A 23,440-nucleotide genomic window follows, 5' to 3' on the forward strand; every position below is an offset into this window, starting at 1 on the left:
CTATTTCATAATACCCTTGAACTTTAACTCCTAAAACCTATATCTTCCTGTAGATGATTGTTGCTCAGATGAAGTTTCATTCTAAAATGATTTTGGGATTAAAAGGAATTATTCAAGATGGTGTAACTGTTGAAGATTTCTCAGCTGTAACTTCCCTGCCTCAATCTGACTGTGAAACAATTTTAGACATGCTTGCAAAAAATAATTTTTGTACATTTGAAAATTCGTTTTATTATTTTGAATCTGGCGCAAAATTAAAAATTGCATTAAGCATGCTAGAAAACGGATTTCCAATAGATGAGATCTCTGAATCTTTGGATTGGAGAGACTTTGAAGGCTTGACTGGTGAGATATTATCCTCCAAAAATTTTGCTGTAATTAAAAACATGATGCTTACAAAACCTCGAATGGAAATTGATGTTGTTGGAATTAGATTAGGTGTTGCAATGTTAATTGATTGCAAACACTGGAAACGATATAGTTCCTCATCACTTTCTACAGCAGTATCAAAACAAATTGAACGAACTAAGCAATATGTTGCAAAAACTGAGGGTTCTGTAGCTGTACCTGTTATTGTAACATTATATCAAGATAAAATTGACTTTATTGATGGTGTTCCTATAGTTCCGATTTTCCAATTTTCTTCATTTGTAGATGAGTTTTATGGAAATATTGATCAGATGCGGACTATAGAAAAAGACTAGTTGCAAATAATACGCATCCGCCAATGGCAAAGCCCTTAGTTATTTTCAATGAATTATCTAATGCTTTTGAATAGTCTTCAAAAATTCCCTGGCCCATAACTTTTACACTTGTTTCATTTTCTAAAATTTCATATTTTGCAGAAGTTGCACTTGCTTCAGCATTTCTGGCAATCTCTAGAAACCACTTTGATAGTTTCTCAGCACCTGTGATTAACCCTAGTTGATAGTAACCATTCTTGTTTCTTGCTTTGACTGGTTGATAATGAGTATCTGATGTACAAATTTCTAATAATTGGCAATCTCTTTTTGCAAAGTTTTCAACTATTTTTTCTCTAACTCCGTTTTCCATGTTATTGGCATCTGCCCAACCCAAAAAGTATTTTTTATTATTAATTTTCAAACAAACAATTCCTAACCCTCCCATTCCAAGATCTTCTGTCCACACATCCATATCGTCTGAGTTTGCATAACCGTATTCAATTGGATAACTTTCTTTTGAAATGAGAGTATCCAAACAAGATTTAGCTGCTTTTAGCATATCTTCTCCGTCTTCTTTAGAGATTTCTTCGCCCATTGCATTATGGCAATCTACAATCATTGTTTTTTTGTAGTTTCTATTTTTTGCATATTGTTCTATTTCATTTTTCATATAGCTTGGAATATCTTCCATTCCATGTGGTGACAATGATAAAAAGAGCAACGGATTGTTTCCAAACAATAATCCAATTACACGCGATTTGTTTATTTGAACAGTAACAGGCTCTGTACATTGTAATCCTTCTTCTTTTACCTTACTGTTTTCTAAATTTTCAAGATATGACTCAACCTCATTTCTAGATGGTAAATTAAGTGCATGATCAGATATACTATGCATAACCATCGCAGATGATTCTAAATTTTTGTAAATTAGGTATGGGATATTGCTTCCACCTACTGGGTGATATGGACCAGGATGGATTTCAGGCAACACCATTCTGAATTCTTTATCCCCTTTCGATGTAGATAGTCTAATTTGTGATGTCGATACTTTGGTTTCACTAGAACGGTCTTCCATAATTTCTTCGGCATCTGAAAAGTCATTTCCCTGTGATGCAAGATATGCTTGAATTGTTTTATGTGTACTTTGCATTCCTGGTCTTCCCGCTCTATCTGTCATAAAAGACCATACACTTGCTAAAATTAAAAATGAAATTCCATATCCTAATGACAATGAATCACTTAACATTGGAATCCACAAGTCTTGTGGAAGTAGTACTAGAAACATTGCCATTGGTTGAACAAAACAAATTGCCCATGCTTTCTTTAGACTTGCACCCAATGTTGTTGTGTATATTCCAATTCTGAAACTCGCAAAAAGGAACATTCCAAGAGTAATGAAAAACAATGATGTTTCTTTAACAAGTACAACGCTTGCAAGTAAACCAAATAGCATTGTTACTATCCATAACATGTTTGCAAACAATGATGAATGCAGAGATTTTGAATACTCTCTTTTCTTTGTAAATCTAGTGTCAAGTAATTGAGTCAAAACAAGAACTGCAATAATTGCTGGAAGTCTGTACCAAACTTGCTCAAAATCTAATTCCGGTAAATATGCAAAATATGTTGTAAGTGTAATTACAGCTCCAATTACTAAAGATGCAACTAGTGAGAAATAATGTGATGATGGATTGATTAGTGTAAGGGAGAACCTATTATGTATATTTGAAACATCATCTGGTTGATTTTCCATAGTCTCTTCACGGAGCTAGAAAGATATCGATAACCCATGAAATTGAAATTAGACTAATGGGTATTGATACTACAATACGTGGATCAACTCTAAACCCTTTTGTCTCATCTTCAAAGAATCTCATGAGACCCCCACTTGATGCTGGAAGTGGTGCTGATTTCTTATCTGCCATTTAATTCGAAAACAAGGATTTTAACATAAAAACTTTATTGTTTATTTTTGACCTTCTCTAGAGTTTCTAGTACTGAATTGATCGATTTTAGAATTTCTTGTTGTTTTTCATGGTCTGATTCATTTTCTAGATCCTTAGACAACGATTCCATCTTTTTTTCAAGCGTAATCTCTAATTGTGACTTTGTGACTTTTTCTGTCTTTGGAACTTCTTTCTTTTCTGGCTCTCTACCACAACTAATGCATAATGCATGTCCCTCTTTCATGACTCTAACTCCTTTGCAATAAGGACATGGTTCACTAAGTAAAGTGGCTCCTTTGAGTAACATTTCTGCTGCTTTCTTTGTCAGATCCTTAGACATGATTTTCTCTCTGTTTTCTATCTAAAAAATACAATTGTTTTGATGTTTAATATCAAACAAGGCTTAATAGTGTGAATAATTGAAATGAATTCGAACGTATGGCGGTAATTTGTAATACTTGTGGTCTTCCCGATGACCTATGTGCTTGTGGTGAGCTCGCCAAAGATAGTACTAAAATCATTATCCGATTAGAAACTAGACGATTTAAGAAAAAAGGAACTATGATTGAAGGATTAGATCCTAAACTAAACAATCTTGAAAATGTTGCAAAAGAACTAAAAAACAAATATGCTTGTGGCGGAACTGCCAAAGAAGGTTACATTTTCTTGCAAGGTGATCATCGTGATACAATCAAAGATACTTTGATTGATTTAGGTTTCCCAGAAGAAAGCATAGAATTACACTAGTAATCAAATTGGAATCATCTAACAAAATACTTCAAGCTCTTGGTATTCCTTATTCTGCAATATTGTCTGTACTTTTTGGATTACTCTTGGTATCATTACCAATAGGAGTTTTTGTAGTATTTGATAGTGAGATTGGCAATGACATTAACTATGAATTTCCTATTTCTCACTTGGAACTTTTTGAAGGAACTGATTTTTACCAATCTTCAATTGATGTGAGTATTGGCGATGCATTTGTTGTTTTGTGGACATTTTATGTAATTATTTTTGTGATTGCTATTTTAGGACCAAAACATAATTTCTTAGAATCTCTTTCTCCCATAATTTCTCGTGGACAAATTGATTCATCAAACTATATGCTTGGTATAACAAAATGGTTCTCAATACTTGTTTTTGCTTCTGCAATTGTGACATATTTGCAAGATTGGATTGGAATTCCAACGACCCCTCCAATGGCTGAAAATGAGTTGATACAATTTTTCTATGTCAGTTTGGCTCCTTTGATTGAAGAATTTGGGTTTAGGATCCTATTGATTGGAATTCCTCTTTTTATGATGTATTCGAGACGTACTTCTTTGAAATTTTTTGTAAAAAGCTTGTGGCATCCTTCCAATCTTGATATTATTGACTCTAAAAAAGCAATTTTACTAATTGTATTTGTTGGTGTTTTGTTTGGATTTGCCCATATTGCATTTGGTGAATCTTGGAGTGAAGGAAAATTTGCCCAAGCATCAATTGGTGGAATTATTCTAGGGTGGGCCTATCTTAGATATGGTTTTGTAGCCTCTCTTTTGATTCATTGGGCAACAAATTACTTTATTTTTGCATATGCAAATTTTGTTTCTCAGGTAAATTCCATTTCAATTGAGAATGCATTTACTCATTCCTTGATGTCTTCATTGGAATTATTGTTGCTAGTATCTGGAGGAATATCTCTAACCGTCTTATTGGTAAATCGATTTTATTCTAAAAGAGAGCCTGAATTAGAGGTTTAGTGCTACTTTCAAACCCTTGTATCTATTTCTGATTGTAACTTCAGTTACTCCGGCAGCTTCTGCAACATCTCTTTGTGTTTTGTTTTCTCCATTTGTAACACATGCAACATAAAGTGCTGCTGCTGCTAATCCCATAGGATCTTTTCCTGCAGAAATTTTGTTTTCTTCTGCTGTTTGTAAAATTTTAGTTGCTTTTCTTTTTGTTTTTTCTGACAAACCAGCTTTACTTGCAATTCTTGAAATACATTTTATTGGATCAACAACTGGCATTTTCAAATTTAATTCCCTTAACAACAAACGATAACATCTTGCAATGTCTTTTCTTTTGATGTTACTTGCTTGTCCAATATCTTTTAGTGTTCTTGGAGTTTCAGTATCTCTACATGCTGCATAAAGTGCTGATGCAATCAAAGCAGAAATTGAACGCCCTCTAACTAATCCTTTTTCTAATGCTTTTCTGTAAATGTAAGCTGCTTTTTCAATAACTGCATCACCTACTGCAAGTTTATCTTTTAATCTGTCTAACTCACTAAATGCTTGTCTAAAGTTTCTATCAACTGGTTCGTGAACTTGACTTCTACTATCCCATGTTCTTAATCTTTCAATTGTACTTTTCATTGATGCAGTTAGTGGTTTTCCTGTTGCATCTCTGTTTTGAGGATTGATTACAGTGGCTAATCCCATATCGTGCATTGCAAGTGATGTTGGAACTCCTGCTCTGCTTTTGTTTTCACCTTCATTTGAAAATGAACGCCATTCTGGACCTGACTCTTCAACTTTATCTGTAATTACAAAACCACATTTTCCACAGAAGTTTTCTCCTGTGTTGGCATCTGTTACTAGAGTACCTTGTCCACATCTTGGACACCTGTCCTTTGGATTTCCGCCTTTAACCATTTTTATATCTCCCAAAACCTTTTATGATAATATTTAACATTTTCTAAATAATCCCTTATAAGTCTGCTGGTGATCTGGTACGAAAAACGCTATTTTTGATCTCTATTTTAGGATTTTTTTACTCTGATTCTAAAATTTTCTTTATTTTTTCTGCAAAATCTGGCTTTTCTGGTTGCTCTAATAGGAATTCTAGGTCTTCAGAATTGTCCACATCCCACATGATTCTTTTAACAAAAACCATTGCAACATTGAGTGTCTTTTCTTTTGCTGTATTCATGTGAATTTTGTAGCTGTCTTCATCATAATGAGTCTCCATCAAATCAACTGGCATTCTAACAAGCGCATTTGTTCCATCAAATCTTCTAGATGGAACAATGATTGCAAAATTTGGATGCATTTTGTAATTCATCATAAAATCAATATCTTGTGTTTTGATGTATGGAATATCTTGAGGAAAAACTATTGATGCATCAAAATTGTTTTCTAGCAAATACTTGTCTGCTAGAGCAACTGCACTATTGACACTCTCTTCGTTTTCATCAATTATGATTTCTGCATTATGATTTTTTCCAATCTCTATTGCCTTTTCTTCTTTTGTAACTAAAATGATCTTTTCAATTTGAGGTGATATGGATATTGTTTGAACAATTTCTTCTAACATAATTTTACATAATTTTTCTTTTTTGTCGTCTGATAATCCTAAACGTGTTTTAGCATTTGAAAATGTCTTTACAGGAATGATTGCAGCTATTTTCAAGTTATACGTGTACTTGTTTTAAAATGAAATTTGCTAAAGCATCTTCGGCCACTTTATTTTTCATAGTAATTTTGGTTTCAAACACTTTCATATCTAAACTCTGAATTTTCTTTGATAACATTCTATCTTTTGTATCTACAATAATATTTGAACATACATCTGAATACATCTTTGCTAACCCATATGCATTTGATTCAATACCTGCTGCTTGCATGTATTTGTCTGCAGGACCACTGATTGATTTATCTCCGATTAATGGACTTACTGCAACAACTTTTTTCTTTACTTTTGATAGTTCTTTTCTAATTCCCTTGATTTGCAACATTGGACCAATTGAAGTTAATGGATTTCCTGGAGCCAAAATGACCATATCTGAATCATGAATTGCATTTACTGCTTCTGGATTTGGACGAGCTTTATCTGCGCCGATATATTGAATTCCTTCAACTGCATCTTTTCCTCTATATTTTACCCAATATTCTTGCAAGTGTAATTCTCCTTTGTTTGTGATAATTCTAGTTTCAATACTGTTGTCAGTAACTGGAATAATGTTTGCACTAACTGCAAATTTCTCACACATCCATTGTGTGATGTCGCTGAGATTTTTTCCGTTCTTCAACATGTTGGTTCTAATCAAATGAGTTGCAGCATCTCTGTCTCCAACTCCAAACCATGTATCTTCACCGAAAACTTCCATTTGACGTAAAAAGTTGAAAGTGTCTTTTTTAATTCCCCATCCTCTTTCTTGATCAAGCAAATCTGCTAATCCATACACAATAGTATCAATATCAGGACATACGTAGAGACCATAAAGCCAATAATTGTCACCTACATTACTAATCACATTGACTTTGGATTCTTGAGATACTAGACCTCTGACGAGTTTAACCGAACCTGTTCCTCCTGCTAATACTGTAATCATACCATTTTCCTCTAAAACTGCAAAGTCTACTTGCAATACTCCATATTACCTTTTCAAAAAATCTCGATCTGGTTAATGAGGATAAGTTTATTACTCCTTTTTTGTGGATTTTACACGTGTCTAGGGCTATTTTGTTAACAGTTTTACTTGCAGGCCTTATTGTAATTAGTGGCAGTTCTTCTGCTTTTGCAGCCCAATTAGATGCTAGAATTAATCCTAACAATGAATCATCTCCATTTAAGATGAGTTACCTCAAGACAGTCTTTATCGAATATCCAAATGGTGGTGACTTGTTTGATGAACTTCAAGGAAAAGAATGGACTGTATCTGGTTCTGCTGATTCTTCAAATCCTGAAGTCCGAGATTTGATTAACAGACTAAATGAAGGAATTGCAGCTGATGGAAGTCAAGCAAAAATTTCTGATATGAGTGTAAATTATGAATTTCACCTTAAAGCTAGAAACATCAACACTTCAGTTGATTACAGAGTAATCCTTGAAGGAAGTTTAAGTGATTATGTTATCACTGAGGATTCTCAGAGAACCCTAATTGACTTGGGTTGGAGAGGATTGTCTGCTGATGGTCCGGTAGTTATTGATGGAACTGACATCAACGTTCCACTTAGTCTACTTAGAGACCAAGAACCTGTAGTCTATTCTTACTTTGAAGGAACAGAAGCAGAAGATGTTTTGAATAGACCATTAATTGATGCTGATTTTATTTTAGAACAACCATTAACCAACTGGCACTTCTTGTTTGATCCAACCGGAATCAACGTAGATGCTGGAACCTTTGGTCTTGATGATGAAATTGCAGGTTTTGTAGTTTCAAGTTGGACTATGGGTGAGAGTAGTATTAGAGAAGGCCGTCAAGTTGAAAGAATCTTTGAGGCAACAATTGTTGCTGATCAACCATACACTGTAAGAAGTGTTCAATCAACAGACCAAGGAAACTTGTATGCAATTGGCTTTGGTGCTTTAGATATTTTAGATGGAGTTGAAATAGCAGGCGTTACTCCAACTCCTCCAGAAGGATATGCAACCACTTCTACTGGTGACTTTCCAATCTTCATTGTTTATGGAATGGCTGGAATGGCAGCTATTGCAGGTATTGCATTCTTCTTTGTAAGTAACCGTTCACTCAAAAATGAAAAACAAGGACAACAAGGAATTGACCCAAGTCGTCTTGTTGGATATCAAACAAGTGCCTCATCTGGTGGATATCAAACCAACAGAGGTGAAGCACAATTAGCAGATGGTACTGATTACCAACAAACACGAAGTTACTATGAAGACTCTTCAAATACCACACAAAGTCCACCTCCAGAACCAGCAGCAGCACCAGCTGATGATGGAACAAAAATGATTAACGTTACCATCAAAGTTGATAATATTGATCCACAAGAAGGTGAGGATTGGGCAAATGAAATTGTTAACGTATATGCAGATATGGAGGTCTCAAATATTCAGACAAGTAAAAACTCTATATCCTTCCAAGCAGGTCTTTCTGGAATGAATGATACAACACCTGATGATATTGAACTAAAAATTAATGAATACATTACCATGAATGAAGCATTTACAGTTCAAAGTGTTTCTTGCAACTAATAACGTCATTTTAGAGCATTTAACTAATTAGAAATAATTTTTTACGATACATTTTCTAGTATGTGCATGGGATTTTTATCAAATCTTAAAAAAGATTTGCAAGCTGCCAAAGCCAAAAAGGCGGCTCAAATTAACGGCAAAACTCTCAAAGGATTACTCAAACAATTCAAAGAAGAAAGAGATAGAATTGAAAAAGAAACAGGTATTCGACCTCAGATAGATGATACTACAAAAATGTACATGCAAAAAATTCTAAATGTTTGGATTTCTGAAGGAAAGGAAATCGATGAAGAAAAGTTTTGGGTTGAAGTAGACTATAATCGCCAGTTTTCACACCCTGTTGAATTTTATGAAATCAAACATTAATTGAATTTCCTACAAAAAACAAATACTACTATAATCTAATTGTCCTATGGAAACTTTTGATGCAATTAAAGAGCGTCGCTCTGTAAAACATTATGATCAAAATCATTCTCTTACTGAAGATGAAATTAATCAACTAATGTCTCTGGCAGTACTGTCCCCGACTTCCTTTAACATGCAGAATTGGAGATTTGTTTTGGTCAAGGATCCTGAAAAGAAAAAGCAGATTCGTGCAGCATCTTGGGACCAAGCTCAGGTTACTGATTGTTCATTACTTGTAGTTCTTTGTGCAGATTTGAAAGCATGGAAGAAAAATCCTTCCCAATATTGGAGGGATGCCCCAAAAGAAGCTCAGGAATTTCTTGTAAATGCTATGGGTCCATTTTATGAAGGAAAAGATGAGTTACAACGTGATGAGGCAATGCGTTCATGTGGAATTGCTGCTCAAACTATTATGTTGACTGCAAAAGCTATGGGATATGATTCTAATCCTATGATTGGCTTTAGTCCTGAAAAAGTAGGAGAGATAATTAATCTTCCAAAAGATCATGTTATATCGATGATGATTGTAATTGGAAAGCAAATTCAACCTCCGATGCCTAGAGGTGGACAACTTTCACTATCTGATGTTGTATTTACTGATGGATTTTGATTGAAAATGAATGATGATGCAAAAAATTTCAAAGAAACCTTTCCTGGATGGGATGACTATTACAAAGATAATGATGTCAAAAGCATGCCTTGGTATGAAGAAAAACTTGATCATGATCTTGAAAATGAATTAAACACCCGTTCATTAAACTCTGGAAATTTTCTTGATTTGGGAACTGGTCCTGGAACTCAGGCAATTCAATTATCAAACTATGGATTTGATGTGACAGGTACTGATATCTCAAATAGTGCAATTGAAAGAGCAAAAAAACTTTCAGATAAGATTGATTTTCTTGTAGATGATATTCTAGATTCAAAATTTCCTGACAAGAAATTTGATTATATTTTTGATAGAGGTGTTTTCCATGTATTTGAAAAAGATCAAAGAGCCCAGTATCTATCTCAAATAAAACGAATATTGAATGAGAATGGAATATTATTCTTAAAATGTATGAGTAAAGAAGAAAAAAATTTACCTGATGATGGAATGCCTCACAAATTTTCCAAACAAGACATTGAAGATTTTTTTAATTCTGATTTTGAGATACAAAAAATATCTACCAGTATTTTCAAAGGAACTCTTGACGAATTCCCCAAAGCACTATTTTCTGTTTTGAAGAAAAAATAGACTGGTTAATTTTAAAAATGTGTGCTGGGAGTAACCCTCCTTCTGTTTTCACGATATTTCGCTTTGCAGCCTACCTGAACCTAGTACAGGAACGTAAAGTTCTGTTTGGCTTTGCTCCATGTGGGACGGCTTTTTTCATTCCTTTTATGGAAACCTCAGGTTTTCACCATCACAGTGCGCCATATTGGATTCTTTTCTGCTCCGTTGCCAACCATCTCTGATTATCTATCTCCAGATCACATATCCTGTATGGAGGGAGGAGTTTCCTCTGCCGTAGCAGCGTGTCGTGCTCCAGCTCACATGAAAAATCTACGACTTGATTGGATTTGAGTATTACTTTGATGGTTTTGTGCCTGTAATGAATAGTGTTCCCCATTCTTTCTTCCATTTTTTTTTATTTTTCAAATCTTTGACATGCTTGGTTTTTACTTCAAATCCTGCATCTTTGAAAAATTTTTTCCATTCTTTTTTTGAATGTAGATGCATCTGAATTTTCATAATTCCTGCCCATCTTGCAGTGGCTTTGTTGTCTAAATAAAAGTCAGTTCCGCAAAAGAATTTTCCTCCTGGTTTTAGTAATTTGAAAATTTTTCTTAGAGCTATATCTATAGAATCTGCATAGTATAATGATTCCATAGAAAAAATATAATCAAACTTTCCATTGTATTTCCAAGATTCAATGTCCGTATGAACAAAGCTTTGTTTTTTATTTGTAGTTTTTTTCTTTGCTTGAATTATCATTTTTTTACTTTTATCAATACCAATAGCTTTCTTGCAATTATTTATCTCACTCATTTTTCTTACAACCCATCCATTTCCACAACCCATATCTAAAAATGAAAATGGCTTTTCAAACGATACCGAATCTAAAAACTTTGTAACATTTTTCCCGTGCTCTATCTCCATTAGTTCTGCTCTGCCATTTTGAGCCCACTTGTCAAAGGTTTTTTGAACTCCATCCATAATTTATCATTTTTTCGTTTCAATATATTCTTGTTTTTACTGAGCTATACTATGAACGACTTCTTCGTGTTTCTTATATTCAAATTTTGATAAATTGTATTGAAAGAAATTGCCTGATGAATCATGTAGACATTGTGGTGGAAAATTAAGAGTCAACTCAACTTGCTCTCATTGTTTCAAACCTACAAGCATGATTTGTCAAGATTGTGCCTTTTGTACAATTGAACAATTTCATTCAATTTGTATGTCTCAACTGACCAACCAGACCAATGCTGTGCCAAAAGTCAAGTCCGGCAACTACTCTTCGGTAGTTGCCATGGCTTGATTTTATGGCAAAAATAACAGTAATTTTCAGTATTATAGCTACCCAAATCTTAAGTAACATAAGTCGACGTTTTGATCTTTGTGAGACAAATTCCTATCGTTTTGAGCCTAATGGTAGTCTTATTGATGCCTGTATATGCCTCTGCTCAAACTCCTGATAGAATTTCCATTTTAGACAATTTTGGAACCTTTGAGAAAGGCGAGCCTCTCTTCATCTTTGGCGAAGTTGCAAGTCTTGATGATGATTCTTTTCTAATAATGCAAATCATAAATCCTCAAGGTGATTTGTGTCAAATCCAGCAGTTAATGCCATTACCAAATGGTGTATTCATTACAGATACAATCCCTCTTGATGGAAGAATTTGTGGAATTCCCGGTGAATATGAAATTAAATTATTCTATGGTGATTATACAAAATCAACTACTTTTAGTTTGAGTACTGATACATTTTCTGAGATAAATTCTGATCAACGTATTGATTTAGCCAATCATCTAGTTTCAAATCATGCAAAAACCATTTCAGATACATTTGAAATTGCTTCTCCGATATCTAATCAAACATCATCTAGCTTGAATGACTTGGAAACATCTTATGTGGATTTGTGGGATGAATTCTTTGTTGAAGAATTATTAATCGAAATTGATCCTATGATTAGACCTGCAGTGTCTTCATCACTAGATTCTGTAATTCAATTACTTGATGAAGATGAAATTTCTTTTGATGTGGCAAAATCAATTGACAGAGTAATTTTTGCATCTGTTTTTTATTATGAAATAGGTGACAGAACAAAAGCAGTTCAATTACTTACTGATGCATTTGTTGATATCCGTAATGTAAATCCTGAAAAAACTACAAATCAGCGAACTCCCACCTTTGATGAATTAGAAGAAACCTTGTTGAATCTAATGAAAAAATCAGACACTGTAATGAGTAAATCTGTCAAAAGTGAAGTTGCCTTTATTTTTGCAAGAGGTACTGCTCCAGTATACTCTACTGAAATCACTGAATTAATCGATGTCCTCTCAAAATCTAGATATCTTGATGTCATTTCAAGAAAACAAACTGACCTTTATCGTCTAGTTCAAAATGACTGGGATACTTTGAAACCATCACTTCAGGCAAAAGAGTCAATTGACGAATTAATTGAATCAAAAACCCGTGTATCTGACCTCCATTCTGCTGCATTATTGCTACGAGAATTAGATTCTGTTGAGCGTTTCATTTCTTCAGAATCCGAAGAAAATAGTGAACTTGCTAATCTGCTTCAGCCTAACTGGAGTGAATTAGAAAGTGATTTGGTACTGGCATCATCTGTTAGTGATATTCTAGAGGCAGAAAGCGAAATATATCAAATGACACAGGTTATTGACATTTCTTCTAGAATCAGTAAGAGTGTAGAAATCTCCCAATCTACAGGAGTTGATTCCAGATTAATCTCAGATTGGGAAGACCTGTTGGAAAGAGTTGATGAAGCAAGTTCTGTCGAAGAAATTTTGGAAATTGTTTCTGAATTTGATCAATCTATGACTGAATTGAGAGAAAAGCGAAATCCCTTGGTTGTTTTGGAATTCCAATACCAATCAATGAAACAAAAGGCTGAACTTCAAGCTGATTATCAAAATCTCTTTTTGATAAATAATGCTCTACGAATCATTGAAACTGCCAAAGATATGGAATCTGGCAATCCATCAATTACTAGAATTGATAGAATTGAAGTTCTACTAACTTGGGCAAGTGAAAAAGCACCTGTTATCAAAAGTGATTTAGACTCTTACAATAAGGATGCATTCAAAATAAGAGCAAGTGATATTTTGCAACGAGCAAAATCTATTGAAAATTTAGTTGAACTTAGTATGACTAAAAACAGATTCTTGCCAAACTATGTAGAATTTACTGAAACCTTTAATGAAAAAATTGACCGTGTAAGAGATTTGGTTATTCAAAATGATTTAGAACAAGCAGACATCTTGGTCAGAGAGTTATTTGAAGAATGGCAGCTAGTATCTGATGCATATACAAATGATCCTTATGGTTCAGATGTTGGTTACACAGCTGATGAACTAAAAAGAATTGAGTTACGCAAAAAACTTGATACGTTTTCGGGAATGGTAAACACGTTTTACAATAGTGAGTTTTCCTCACATGCAAACGAATATCATCAAATGATGGCCGATGCTGATGAATTAATAGAAATTGCAAACTTTATTGATGCTGAAACAAAGATTACAGAAATTGGAAGTTATCTTAGTGAATATTTGACATTGAGCAATCCTAGCATCATTTATGATATCTCATATGATCTTGAGAAAGAACTTTGGATAATCCAAGGAGCAACTGAAAAATCTGCATTTGATAAACGTGAGAATCTCTATGTTACAATTTACAATATGGATGGGACTACTCATAGTAGTTTAGAATTTACTGATACAAGACAAGGTAATTTCTATACTCAATGGGAAGCTCCTGCTGATCCTGGATTGTATGTTGTTTTGTTACAGTACAAAGCATCCAAAGCAACTCAGATTGTGCATGTTGAAGAGAAATTTTCTACAACTTATGACAAATCTGATTTAGACATGACAGATTTAGCTCGTGAATTCAATGAGCTAGAATCCTTTGCTGAAAAATTCAGTGGCGAGAGCTTTAACTCTAATCCTAGATTTGCATCAGTAATTAATGAAATCAAATCTGGTCTAGCTAATCGTGATGCTGAAAACGTTGATGATAATTTAGAAGAACTAAAAATAATCATAGAGCGTTATTTGCCTGTTCGTTCACGTTCAGCTGTTGTAGAAGCCCACTATGAGGATGATACACTAGTTCTGTCAGGTGCAGTTCAAAAAACACTTGCATTTAGAGAGGATCTCTTTGTGGATATCTATGATCAACGAGGTGATCGAGTAGAGGAAATTGCATTAAAGGATAATTCTTCAGGTTTGTTCACAGAAGTAATTTCTACTCCATTTGAATCTGGAGTTTATGTTGCTCAACTAGAATATCATGATGTAGTTGTGACTGATTTCTTTAATGTACGATAATTATTTCCCTTTCACTAAATTGAAGAGCTGTCTTACTGCCAATTTTGGATGATGAGTTGCAAGTTTTAGCATGTTTGACAATCCAAAATCTGCTTTGATGAAATCCAAAAATTCTTCTGATTTGAGCTCACTGATTATGTCTAATTCCTTATCCCATTCTTCATCTGTTAACCCAATCCATCTATCTTGTACTTTGCCTGCAGAATTTATTTTTGATTCAATTTCCTTTTTCCAATTATCTTCATATGGTTGGAGTTCTTTCTCTGATGTTTTTCCAGATTTTACTGCATTAGCAGCTGTATCTCCTGCAACTCTTCCAAATTTTATTGCATACCTAATTCCTTCTAAAACTAATGGATTTGCTTGACCAGCTGTATCGCCAACTAGAATCAAATTATTGAAAACAGTTTTTCTTGATAATCCATCATTTGGAATCAAGCCATAATGAAATTCAATTGGTGTAATTTCTCCCAAGTCTTTGATTGGACCCATCTTTTTTTCCATTATCTCTTTTAGTCTTTGAGTTGGATCAACAGCTGAATCAGGTTTACCAACTCCAACTCCTATTCTTACAATATTATTTCCAAGTGGAAAAATCCATGCATATCCTGCAGGTGAATACTGCTGTCCTACCATGAGCCACCATCTGTCTTCTTCAACCTTTTCTACTTTGACTTCGTATTCTGCACCTGCACCAAATCTTTCCCATTGAGTGACATATCCCATAGCTTTTGCAACTGTTGATGGAAAACCACTTGCATCAATCACTACTTTGGAATGAAAAATTACATTTCCATTTTCATTGGTTCCTGATACTCCGATAATATTTCCATCTGTATCTTTGATTACATCTGTAATGGTTGTCTTTGTGAAAATATCCGCACCTTGCTCTTCTGCTTGTTTTGCAAGCCATCTGTACGTTTTTCTAACATCTAAAACTGCTGCCCTTGGAATTGAATCACTTATTGAAACCTCGTTATTTGGAGAACAAAAAGAAAAATTTTTGATTGGATTATAGCAATCTTCTGGAATTCCAAATTCTTTGATGTTTTGAATCCAAGTGACACCGCTAGTTCTTACAGTTTCTGCAATGGATTCTTCTTTTTCAATTATTGCCACTTTGATTCCTGCCTTGGCAGCTGAAAATGCAGATGATGAACCTGCAGGTCCTCCACCAACAACTACTAAATCATAATTGTATTCTTCAGACAAGTGACTTCAATCTGTTAATCTAGGATATAATTTTGAGGATGTGGTTTATTGCTTTATGATTGGTGAACCTGTTGAATCTGTTGCTCTTTCAGGATCAATAGATTCCATGTGGGCTGGATCTCTATGCATGTAACTGTGATGATCTCCCTTTTGGTCTACGCAGAATTTTGAACATATAGTCTGCATAACCTTCATTGTGGTCTCATTTTCATGAAATATTCGTCTTCCACAGTCAGGACATATCATTTCAGGCATTAAATTTAGTCAGAATCAAATGTATTTAGATGTTTCAGAAAAATTATGATTTTTTTGTGTCTACAATCCGAAACTTTAGATGTTTTACAATCTTGCTATAATTATGGATGAAACCGCAATTCCATCTTTTGCAGTATGGGCAGGAATTACAGGAATTATCATGTTGATAACAGCATTTAGCTATCAGGCAGTAAAGAAAAAAAATTCTACTTTGTAATCTTACAAATTCAATAACTAATTTTAGTTCGAGTAAAATGATATTCAAATCCTAAATTGATTTTTACACAAAATCTGTTTGGTGTTTAGTTATTATGATTTATAGAATAGTTACAGCTAAATTATTATGATTTCTTAAATCCTTAATAACATAGTTAAATCAAACCAACCAAAAATTTTCTCATGTCTGATGCAATAGTGCTTGGTGTGATTCTATTTGGATTACTACATGGGATAAACCCTTCTCATGGTTGGATTATTGCAATGATGTATTCGATAAAAAGTAAAAATCCTCTGCTAACTGGTCTAGTTAGTTCTTCAATGATTGCTGGGGCACATTTTGTTTCATCAATAGTTGTTGTTATTGCATTTCTTGTTCTTGTTACCTTTGTAGAGATTCCTTCTGAATTCTTGCAATATGGCGCAGCCATTGGATTGGGAATTTTAGCAATCATATTTTGGAGAGAGAAAAGTGAAGATTTGGTAGATACCCAACATGGACATTTGCATGATAATACTGACGAGATTGAACATGAACACATGCATTGGCACCAAGGAGTAGGTTATCATGCTCATGCCCATGCTCATCAATCAAGAACCCTGCCTAGCTTGAAGGGTATGGCAGCATTTGCATTGATCCTTGGTTTTGTACATGAGGAAGAATTTGTAATACTTTCTCTAAGTGCAGGAGGAGTTGAACCAGTATTGTTAATGATAGCATATGCTAGTTCAGTTACATTGGCTATGATTGGAATCACAATGGGAGCTATCAAGGCTTTTACAAAATTTCAATACAAATTCATTCACTATAGCAAGTATTTCTCAAAGATTACTGCAATAATACTAGCTACAATGGCAGTAGGATTTGCAGTAGGTATTTTCTAGATCGTTAATTGCTGACTACAGAATTTTATTCATTTATCTTTTTGATATACTCTATAATCCCTGTGTAATCCAAATCTGCTAATCCTTTACGAATTGCATCCTCATACACCTCTTCTGCTTTTTCAATCATTGGAAGTTTGATTCCCAATTCTTTTGCAGTTCTGGTCATTGTACTGATATCTTTTTTTAGATTGGCCAAGGTAAAAGTTGCATCATACTTCCCATCTATCATTTTGAATGCCTTTTTCTCACTCATTCCTGTCTTGAAATAAGTTGAATTCAAAATTTCCAGAAAAATTTTTGGATCTACATTTGAAGATTTTACTAGTGTTATTCCTTCAGATAATGATAATGCTAGCATAGTGATTTGTAAATTCATTGCAAGTTTTACAGAATGGGCAACACCACTATCTCCAAGATAGAATACTTTGTTTGCAATTTTCTCAAAAATCAATGTGCATTTTTCAAATGCATCTTTATTTCCTGAACCCATCATAACCAAATCTCCGGTGATGGCAACATTTGGTCCTCCCATTACAGGAATGTCTAATTTTTGTATTGATTTCTCTAGAAATTTTTGAGCAATTTTCTTAGACTCAGTTGGATTAATTGTGCTCATATCTGCCACAATCAAATTCTCATGTTTGCCTTCGATTATTCCTCCTTCATTAAATGAAATCTCTTCAACAGCTTTGGCATCTTTTACAACTATGATAACTAGTTCTGATTTTTGAGCCACTTCTTTAGGTGTTTGAAAGACATTTGCTCCTTTTTCCTTGACTTCGTTAGTTTTGTCACTTGTTCGATTAAACACATTGACTTCTATTCCTGAATCTAAAAGATGTAATGCTACAGCATTTCCAAGCATCCCTAACCCAATAATTCCAACTTTCAAATACATAACACCTCAATGCCGTTCTTCATTTTCTATCTCCCACTGACCATTCCCAAATCTTGAAGCTGTAAACTCTATCAATCCAATTGTTTTATCCCCTTTCTTGACTTTAGCAAAATCAATTTTTTTCATTTTAAAGATCTTGTCTTTTGGTTTGTATCCACCTTCAATAATTCTAATTTTGAATCGTTTACTAGCTTTAATCACTAATTTTCTTGCCACCTGAACATCCCCCATCCATGAAAACATTTCAAAATCCCCAAAATTTTTTGTTGATACTGAATATCCATATAATCTTGCTTCAAGTTTGATTTTCTGCGATTTTGCTTGCTCATTTAGCCAAGTAATTACTTCTTCTCCTCGACCTTTTTCAATGCCAAATGTTTCAGAATCCCTCATATGGTAAATTCATCAATCAATGTGTAATAATTATTTTCAAAATCATGTTAAACTAAAATATCTAAATGACTACAAAATTACATGCTAACCGTTGATTGTAAGGATGTGTTGGCAATTCAAAATGAATTGCTTGTGTATGTTTCTGATCAAGTAGCAGCAATCCCGACTTTGAAAAATCACCAATTTACTTTGTCAACTTTAGATGATGATGAAATAATTGATACTTCTGTGGTAATTTCTTCTATCAAAGAATTTTTGGATTCTATTGGTGAGGGGCATAATTTTGCAGTTATTTCAAAAAATGAAGTAATTGCAATACAATCTATTTCGGGAAAAATTATTGAACGAGAACCTGCACCCCCTCAAGGTATGTTTTCATGCACTCATTGTGGATTTGTTACTCAATATCAAGTAGAACTAGATGTTCACATGAAGATTCATTATTTGTAAGTCTTTAAAATTCTAAACATTGATTTTCTTTTAATTTCTGGAAACTCTAATTTTATAGAAAAATTATACTGAGGAAATCTTTTTTGATATTCTGAAATATAGCTTCTTGTAACTTCTTTAGTTTTGAACTCTGTTCTTAAATCATTCATTGTTATTTCTTTTCCAAATACATCATGAATTACAATAGAATAATCATTTGATCTGACATGATATTTTGTACTAAAATACCACAATATTCCAAATGTGAACACAAAAAATCCTGTAATGATATTATCGAAGAATTTTCTCACACGATGAATCTCAACAGGATCTTTATAAGCACTAAGTTTAGAATTATGTTGTGAAAAAGCCAATCAAAAATAATGTGACCAAAGTCTATTGTGAAAAATGTGATCTTGTTTTTGATTCTAGGGAAAAATTTGAAGAGCATTTAGACAAACATTCATCAAATGTCTCATGTGAGGTATGCCCAATTGATACTGCTCTGTCTAAATTTGCGAATTTATTTAGACGTAAATTCTCAAATAATTTGGAATAAGTTTTTTTAACCAACTTTAGACACATTGATTTGTGAATAAAAAAGGAGTAATTATTGGAGTTATTGCAATAGCAGTTATTGCTGGAATTGCAGCATCATTTTCATCGTCTACTACTGAAACTGTGAATCTAGACATGGAAAGAAATCATGGTTCAATATCTACTGCCATGGGTTCTCCAATTTTGGGTGATCCAGACGCTCCTATCACCATTGTTGAATTTGGTGATTACCAATGCCATTTTTGTGAAATATGGTTTCATGAAACAAAGCCTCTCATTGAGCGTGATTATATTGAAACTGGTAAAGTGAATCTGATTTTTGTGGATATGGCATTTTTAGGCCGTGACTCTCCTAAGGCTGCTCAGGCTACCTACTGTGCTGAGGATCAAGGAATGTATTGGCAATATCATGATATGTTATACAACTCTCAGGAACCAAAAATTGATGGTGGATGGGCAAATACTGAAAGACTAAAGGCATTTGCATTTGCTCTAGGTCTTGATATGGATTTGTTTAATAGTTGTCTTGACTCTGGCAAATATTCTAAACGTGTTCAATACAATGTTCAACAAGCAAGAGAAAACGGTATCAATAGTACTCCTGGTTTCTTTGTTGTAGGTTCTGACACTCAACATTTTATCAAAGGTGCTCAACCATACTCAACTTTTCAACAAGTTATTGAATCTATGATTTAGATGGCACAAACAATCAAACTAGTATTCTCAAATTACAAATACATTGGTTTGTCTATTCTAATATTTGTTCCAATGCTAATTGGTCTGTTGATTTTATCTGAATATGTTTTCTTAGAACCTTATGTTGTCAGTCATTTGCCAAAAGGAACAGAATTGGGTTTTGTTTTGATTGTAATGCTCTCTGCTTTGTCTGCATTGGTAATTCCGATGAATGTTTTTAGAATTAACATTCTAAAATCATCCAAACAAAAAATGAGTGGAGGAATTTTTGGTTCAATAATTGGTGCAGCTGCTGGTGCATGTAGCTGTGGACCTGTTGGATTTGCAGTAATCTCTACATTTGGTTCTGTTGGTGCAACAGCTACTGCATTTTTAACAAATTATGAATTACCAATTAGGATTATTGCAATTGCAATTTTGGTAATTACTTATTTTACCACTGTAAAATCATTAAAAGTGGAATGTAAACTAACTGATCGCATATAATTCTTCATACTTTATGTGTTGTTACTATGATCATACAATATGATATTATCTTATTCTTCAAAATCTACATTGAGACATACCCACGTGGTTAATTGCGTAGAAGATACTGGGGCATCGGAATAATTCGATTTCGATGCTTCCTTTCCTTCTTGTACCAATAATACACCAAAAGGGCAAACTTTTGCAACCTTGGAATGTATTTTCTAGTTAGCCTGAATCTATTTGTGACATTCATCTATGTTCCAATAAGACCTAGTAGGAGAGATCCCGACTCAGACGAAATTGAAGATGCAGAAGATTAGCATCTTTTCTTATTTGTATTAAATCAAGATGAATTTTTGATACTCAGATCATTGAGATATTTATTTACCGTTTTTTAGGTAACATCATGCAAAATTGGAATCTCTTTGCAGGAATTGCAATAATTTCAAGTCCTATTCTGTTTTCCATGATTGCATTCCCTGATTCTGTTGCTTGGAGTTGGAATGAAGGACGTGGAGGGTATCTTTTTGCTCTTGTTTTTGTAGTAGCTGAATTAATCGGTTTAAAAATTGTAATTTCTAAAAAACGGTTACTAGCAGTAATTCCATTAGCAATTGCAACTATTGGTTATTTGATCTCTTTAGAATATGGATTAAGAGATTACATAATAGAATCTGCAGAACAGTTCGACGTTCAACTCATTTATTCTTGGACATGGATGTGGGACTTTGTAGTCATGGCAATTTTCATTGTTGTTGCTCTGAGTATATTCTTTGGAAAAAGATGGATTCGAATTGCCCCTGCAGGCCCCATTTTCTTGACAGGAACTGCAATTATTCTATCACTTGATGCATTTTTCCCATATGATACGCTAGGTCCATTACAATACATTGTTCCATATTTTGTACAAGCTAATGTCTGGGTAATCACTGCACTTGATCTTGGAACTGCTGTTGCACGAGATAATGTGATGTTCTTGCGCGGTGATCATGGCTCTATGGCATTACAAGTATTTTGGCCATCAGCTGGTGTTCATAGTATCATTATCTTCTCTTTGGTAATTGGCGCCTTTATGCTAAAGATGAATATTCCAAGAAAACGAAAAGCCATTTACTTTGTTTTAGGAATTATTGGAACCATCACCGTAAATCTGATTAGGATTTTCTCGCTTTCCTGGTATGCTCTTAAAGTAACAACTGATCCTGTGGCGTGGGAAGAGTATCACAAAATTGCAGGTGAAATCATGTTCTTGCCTTGGCTATTTGCCTTCATACTGGTCGTTATAGCCATAGAATCTAGACGATTAAAAAAATCTGAACGTTAATTTCTAGAAATAACTAGTAATGTCACTTTGACCTTGAACTTCTGATAATTCTGCAACTTTAACTCCTAGACGCCTAATTGTGTTTTTCTGGTTTTCAAGTGCTTCTTTTAATAATTGATCAGCTGTTCTTTTCAATTCTTCTAGATTTAATGTGGGGTTTCTTAACATCTTAGATTTTGATTTGTTGGATAAATCTGACTGTACAAAATGAACTCCAACTGACTTGAACATCCTGTTGTTTTTCTTTACAACTTCGTGTACTTCATTGCAAAGCTCATCTAAACTTTCAGATAAAAATTCATAATCTTTTGAATCCTTTTTCAATGTCATGATTTTGCTATATTGTATACTTGGTTCTCTTTCTTTGACCGGTTCTGAATCAATACCTCTCACTGCATTGTAGATGTATGTTCCACTTTTCCTACCAAAATCCTTATTCAAAGTAAACACGTCTAGATTCTTTACATCGTTAATTGTTTCAAGATTCATCTCAGAAAATCTTTTTTCTGTTTTCTTTCCAATTCCTGGAATTGCCCTAATTTGCAATTGTTCTAAAAATTCATCTGTCTTATCTGGTGAAACAATTGTCAGACCATCAGGCTTTTGAAAATCTGAGGCAATTTTTGAAATCAATTTATTTGGCGAAATCCCAATTGAACAACTCAGTTTGGTTTTCTCCCTAATTGAATTTTTGATCTGCTGTCCTAAATGACTTGCTTTATCAAAACTTCCTTCTACTCTATTTGTGACATCAAGATATGCCTCATCTTTTCCCACATATTCAAAAACATCTGCGTATTCTTTCATAATGTTCATAGCTTTTTCGGACATCTCTCCATAGTAATCGAAATCCACGGGAAGAAAAACTGCATCCTTTTGTCCCTCTAATCTTTTTTTGGCAAACATTATTGGAATTCCTGATTTAACTCCAAATTTTCTTGCAGTATAGTTGGCAGTAGCAATTGCACCACTATCGCCTCCCCTGTCTGAGAATACGCAGACACAGACAGGTTTTGATTTTAGTTCTGGTGATCTTATCTCTTCACATTGTGCATAAAAGTAATCAAAATCAATGTGGAAAACTACTCTTGTTTCCAATACTGTTCTGTCTCCCTGAATGATATTACAATATTGTGAATCATCTAAATAATCAACAGAATAACTAATTTTATGGATTCTCCTGTATCAGCTGATGACAATGGAGTAAATATGAAACCCGAGTTGATGGAAAAAGAGACTCTCTATCATTGTATTTTTAAAAACAAAGCCATTCTTGTTTTCAAAGATTCTCAAGAAATGCTCAACTGTTATGAGATTGAAGAAGAGTCTCTTGTCAATGAAATCAAAAAATGTCAAAGCAATGAGGAATTAGAAAAAATTTTTGAAGATTACATGAAAGATCGTAACATCAATAATTAAATAAAAGCGAAAGAAGATTTTGGTATAAAAGGAATTTAAAATTGAGCGATCCAAAAAAATCCGACGCAGAAGATATTTTATCAGAATTTGATTCTAGAACTAAACCACAAGAACCAGAACCAACACCTGAACCAGAACCAACACCTGAACCAGAACCAACAC

The 23,440-nt window shown here is 33.9% G+C and carries 27 protein-coding genes and 1 other RNA gene; 14 read left to right on the forward strand and 14 right to left on the reverse strand.

Annotated elements, in window-relative coordinates; genetic code table 11:
- Nucleotides 1-53 precede the first annotated feature (53 nt).
- Nucleotides 54-704, forward strand: coding sequence for a hypothetical protein (locus Q0941_RS10070; RefSeq protein ID WP_367277494.1), 651 nt, complete (start codon nucleotides 54-56; stop codon nucleotides 702-704).
- Here Q0941_RS10070 and Q0941_RS10075 read toward each other — a convergent pair.
- The 3 genes from Q0941_RS10075 to Q0941_RS10085 are packed head-to-tail and all read right to left on the reverse strand — an operon-like array spanning nucleotide 688 to nucleotide 2,969.
- Nucleotides 688-2,436: a DUF2070 family protein gene (locus Q0941_RS10075; protein WP_299293796.1), complete on the reverse strand. Its 1,749-nt coding sequence runs from the start codon at nucleotides 2,434-2,436 to the stop codon at nucleotides 688-690. The two genes, Q0941_RS10070 and Q0941_RS10075, sit on opposite strands and share 17 nt — an antisense overlap.
- 7 nt (nucleotides 2,437-2,443) lie before the next feature.
- The gene (locus Q0941_RS10080; protein ID WP_299293799.1) at nucleotides 2,444-2,608 is read right to left on the reverse strand and encodes a preprotein translocase subunit Sec61beta; all 165 of its coding nucleotides are present in this window, start codon (nucleotides 2,606-2,608) and stop codon (nucleotides 2,444-2,446) included.
- Between the two features lie 34 nt (nucleotides 2,609-2,642).
- Nucleotides 2,643-2,969 carry an Sjogren's syndrome/scleroderma autoantigen 1 family protein gene (locus Q0941_RS10085; protein WP_299293802.1) on the reverse strand — a complete coding sequence of 109 codons (327 nt, stop codon included), beginning with the start codon at nucleotides 2,967-2,969 and terminating at the stop codon, nucleotides 2,643-2,645.
- Nucleotides 2,970-3,067: 98 nt separating this feature from the next.
- On the opposite strand from Q0941_RS10085, the gene Q0941_RS10090 reads away from it, so the two are divergent.
- Both Q0941_RS10090 and Q0941_RS10095 read left to right on the forward strand, forming a co-directional pair.
- On the forward strand, nucleotides 3,068-3,376 hold the full coding sequence (locus tag Q0941_RS10090; protein ID WP_299293804.1) for a translation initiation factor: 309 nt from the start codon (nucleotides 3,068-3,070) through the stop codon (nucleotides 3,374-3,376).
- A gap of 8 nt (nucleotides 3,377-3,384) precedes the next feature.
- Nucleotides 3,385-4,371: a CPBP family intramembrane glutamic endopeptidase gene (locus tag Q0941_RS10095; protein ID WP_299293806.1), complete on the forward strand. Its 987-nt coding sequence runs from the start codon at nucleotides 3,385-3,387 to the stop codon at nucleotides 4,369-4,371.
- Here the strand turns inward: Q0941_RS10095 and Q0941_RS10100 are convergent.
- From Q0941_RS10100 to cofD, 3 genes are all read right to left on the reverse strand, one after another.
- The gene (locus Q0941_RS10100; RefSeq protein ID WP_299293808.1) at nucleotides 4,360-5,268 is read right to left on the reverse strand and encodes a TFIIB-type zinc ribbon-containing protein; all 909 of its coding nucleotides are present in this window, start codon (nucleotides 5,266-5,268) and stop codon (nucleotides 4,360-4,362) included. The two genes, Q0941_RS10095 and Q0941_RS10100, sit on opposite strands and share 12 nt — an antisense overlap.
- 118 nt (nucleotides 5,269-5,386) lie before the next feature.
- A complete protein-coding gene (cofC, locus tag Q0941_RS10105; protein ID WP_299293811.1) occupies nucleotides 5,387-6,025 on the reverse strand; it encodes a 2-phospho-L-lactate guanylyltransferase in 639 nt (212 codons plus the stop codon).
- Between the two features lies 1 nt (nucleotide 6,026).
- Nucleotides 6,027-6,947: a 2-phospho-L-lactate transferase gene (gene cofD / locus Q0941_RS10110; protein WP_367277495.1), complete on the reverse strand. Its 921-nt coding sequence runs from the start codon at nucleotides 6,945-6,947 to the stop codon at nucleotides 6,027-6,029.
- A gap of 116 nt (nucleotides 6,948-7,063) precedes the next feature.
- On the opposite strand from cofD, the gene Q0941_RS10115 reads away from it, so the two are divergent.
- The 4 genes from Q0941_RS10115 (at nucleotide 7,064) to Q0941_RS10130 (ending at nucleotide 10,196) form a co-directional block, all read left to right on the forward strand.
- Nucleotides 7,064-8,554 carry a hypothetical protein gene (locus tag Q0941_RS10115; protein ID WP_299293817.1) on the forward strand — a complete coding sequence of 497 codons (1,491 nt, stop codon included), beginning with the start codon at nucleotides 7,064-7,066 and terminating at the stop codon, nucleotides 8,552-8,554.
- A gap of 66 nt (nucleotides 8,555-8,620) precedes the next feature.
- The gene (locus Q0941_RS10120; protein WP_299293820.1) at nucleotides 8,621-8,920 is read left to right on the forward strand and encodes a hypothetical protein; all 300 of its coding nucleotides are present in this window, start codon (nucleotides 8,621-8,623) and stop codon (nucleotides 8,918-8,920) included.
- A 46-nt stretch (nucleotides 8,921-8,966) separates the two neighbouring features.
- On the forward strand, nucleotides 8,967-9,569 hold the full coding sequence (locus Q0941_RS10125; RefSeq protein ID WP_299293823.1) for a nitroreductase family protein: 603 nt from the start codon (nucleotides 8,967-8,969) through the stop codon (nucleotides 9,567-9,569).
- 6 nt (nucleotides 9,570-9,575) lie between these two features.
- Nucleotides 9,576-10,196 (forward strand): class I SAM-dependent methyltransferase, encoded by a 621-nt coding sequence (locus Q0941_RS10130; RefSeq protein ID WP_299293826.1) that lies wholly within the window; start codon nucleotides 9,576-9,578, stop codon nucleotides 10,194-10,196.
- Between the two features lie 19 nt (nucleotides 10,197-10,215).
- Here the strand turns inward: Q0941_RS10130 and rnpB are convergent.
- Nucleotides 10,216-10,496, reverse strand: an RNA gene (gene rnpB / locus Q0941_RS10135) — RNase P RNA component.
- Between the two features lie 33 nt (nucleotides 10,497-10,529).
- The gene (locus Q0941_RS10140) at nucleotides 10,530-11,159 is read right to left on the reverse strand and encodes a bifunctional 2-polyprenyl-6-hydroxyphenol methylase/3-demethylubiquinol 3-O-methyltransferase UbiG (RefSeq protein WP_299293829.1); all 630 of its coding nucleotides are present in this window, start codon (nucleotides 11,157-11,159) and stop codon (nucleotides 10,530-10,532) included.
- Between the two features lie 450 nt (nucleotides 11,160-11,609).
- On the opposite strand from Q0941_RS10140, the gene Q0941_RS10145 reads away from it, so the two are divergent.
- Nucleotides 11,610-14,522: a hypothetical protein gene (locus Q0941_RS10145; RefSeq protein ID WP_299293831.1), complete on the forward strand. Its 2,913-nt coding sequence runs from the start codon at nucleotides 11,610-11,612 to the stop codon at nucleotides 14,520-14,522.
- On the opposite strand, the gene Q0941_RS10150 is transcribed toward Q0941_RS10145, so the two are convergent.
- A complete protein-coding gene (locus Q0941_RS10150) occupies nucleotides 14,523-15,734 on the reverse strand; it encodes an NAD(P)/FAD-dependent oxidoreductase (RefSeq protein ID WP_299293833.1) in 1,212 nt (403 codons plus the stop codon).
- 45 nt (nucleotides 15,735-15,779) lie between these two features.
- Entirely contained in the window at nucleotides 15,780-15,989 is a 210-nt protein-coding gene (locus Q0941_RS10155; protein WP_299293836.1) for a hypothetical protein, read from the reverse strand.
- A gap of 399 nt (nucleotides 15,990-16,388) precedes the next feature.
- Here Q0941_RS10155 and Q0941_RS10160 point away from each other — a divergent pair, with 399 nt between their 5' ends.
- Complete coding sequence (locus Q0941_RS10160; protein ID WP_299293839.1) at nucleotides 16,389-17,090, forward strand: hypothetical protein; 702 nt, start codon at nucleotides 16,389-16,391, stop codon at nucleotides 17,088-17,090.
- A gap of 25 nt (nucleotides 17,091-17,115) precedes the next feature.
- Here the strand turns inward: Q0941_RS10160 and Q0941_RS10165 are convergent, their stop codons facing one another.
- Nucleotides 17,116-17,991 (reverse strand): NAD(P)-dependent oxidoreductase, encoded by an 876-nt coding sequence (locus tag Q0941_RS10165; protein WP_299293842.1) that lies wholly within the window; start codon nucleotides 17,989-17,991, stop codon nucleotides 17,116-17,118.
- Between the two features lie 6 nt (nucleotides 17,992-17,997).
- On the reverse strand, nucleotides 17,998-18,384 hold the full coding sequence (locus Q0941_RS10170) for a hypothetical protein (protein WP_299293845.1): 387 nt from the start codon (nucleotides 18,382-18,384) through the stop codon (nucleotides 17,998-18,000).
- Between the two features lie 81 nt (nucleotides 18,385-18,465).
- Here Q0941_RS10170 and Q0941_RS10175 point away from each other — a divergent pair, with 81 nt between their 5' ends.
- Nucleotides 18,466-18,834, forward strand: coding sequence for a C2H2-type zinc finger protein (locus Q0941_RS10175; protein ID WP_299293848.1), 369 nt, complete (start codon nucleotides 18,466-18,468; stop codon nucleotides 18,832-18,834).
- Here the strand turns inward: Q0941_RS10175 and Q0941_RS10180 are convergent.
- Nucleotides 18,825-19,124: a hypothetical protein gene (locus Q0941_RS10180; protein ID WP_299293851.1), complete on the reverse strand. Its 300-nt coding sequence runs from the start codon at nucleotides 19,122-19,124 to the stop codon at nucleotides 18,825-18,827. The genes Q0941_RS10175 and Q0941_RS10180 overlap by 10 nt on opposite strands.
- Before the next feature lie 280 nt (nucleotides 19,125-19,404).
- Here Q0941_RS10180 and Q0941_RS10185 point away from each other — a divergent pair, with 280 nt between their 5' ends.
- The 3 genes from Q0941_RS10185 (at nucleotide 19,405) to artG (ending at nucleotide 21,859) form a co-directional block, all read left to right on the forward strand.
- Entirely contained in the window at nucleotides 19,405-20,067 is a 663-nt protein-coding gene (locus Q0941_RS10185) for a DsbA family protein (protein ID WP_299293854.1), read from the forward strand.
- Nucleotides 20,068-20,553 (forward strand): hypothetical protein, encoded by a 486-nt coding sequence (locus Q0941_RS10190; protein ID WP_299293857.1) that lies wholly within the window; start codon nucleotides 20,068-20,070, stop codon nucleotides 20,551-20,553. It abuts the gene before it with no gap.
- Between the two features lie 388 nt (nucleotides 20,554-20,941).
- Nucleotides 20,942-21,859, forward strand: coding sequence for a thaumarchaeosortase (gene artG, locus Q0941_RS10195; RefSeq protein WP_299293860.1), 918 nt, complete (start codon nucleotides 20,942-20,944; stop codon nucleotides 21,857-21,859).
- Between the two features lie 3 nt (nucleotides 21,860-21,862).
- On the opposite strand, the gene dinB is transcribed toward artG, so the two are convergent.
- On the reverse strand, nucleotides 21,863-22,957 hold the full coding sequence (gene dinB / locus Q0941_RS10200; RefSeq protein WP_299293863.1) for a DNA polymerase IV: 1,095 nt from the start codon (nucleotides 22,955-22,957) through the stop codon (nucleotides 21,863-21,865).
- A 72-nt stretch (nucleotides 22,958-23,029) separates the two neighbouring features.
- Here dinB and Q0941_RS10205 point away from each other — a divergent pair, with 72 nt between their 5' ends.
- Nucleotides 23,030-23,278 carry a hypothetical protein gene (locus Q0941_RS10205; RefSeq protein WP_299293866.1) on the forward strand — a complete coding sequence of 83 codons (249 nt, stop codon included), beginning with the start codon at nucleotides 23,030-23,032 and terminating at the stop codon, nucleotides 23,276-23,278.
- Nucleotides 23,279-23,440 lie beyond the last annotated feature (162 nt).

Origin of the sequence: Candidatus Nitrosopumilus sp. (assembly GCF_028278985.1) — an archaeon.
Lineage (GTDB): Archaea > Thermoproteota > Nitrososphaeria > Nitrososphaerales > Nitrosopumilaceae > Nitrosopumilus.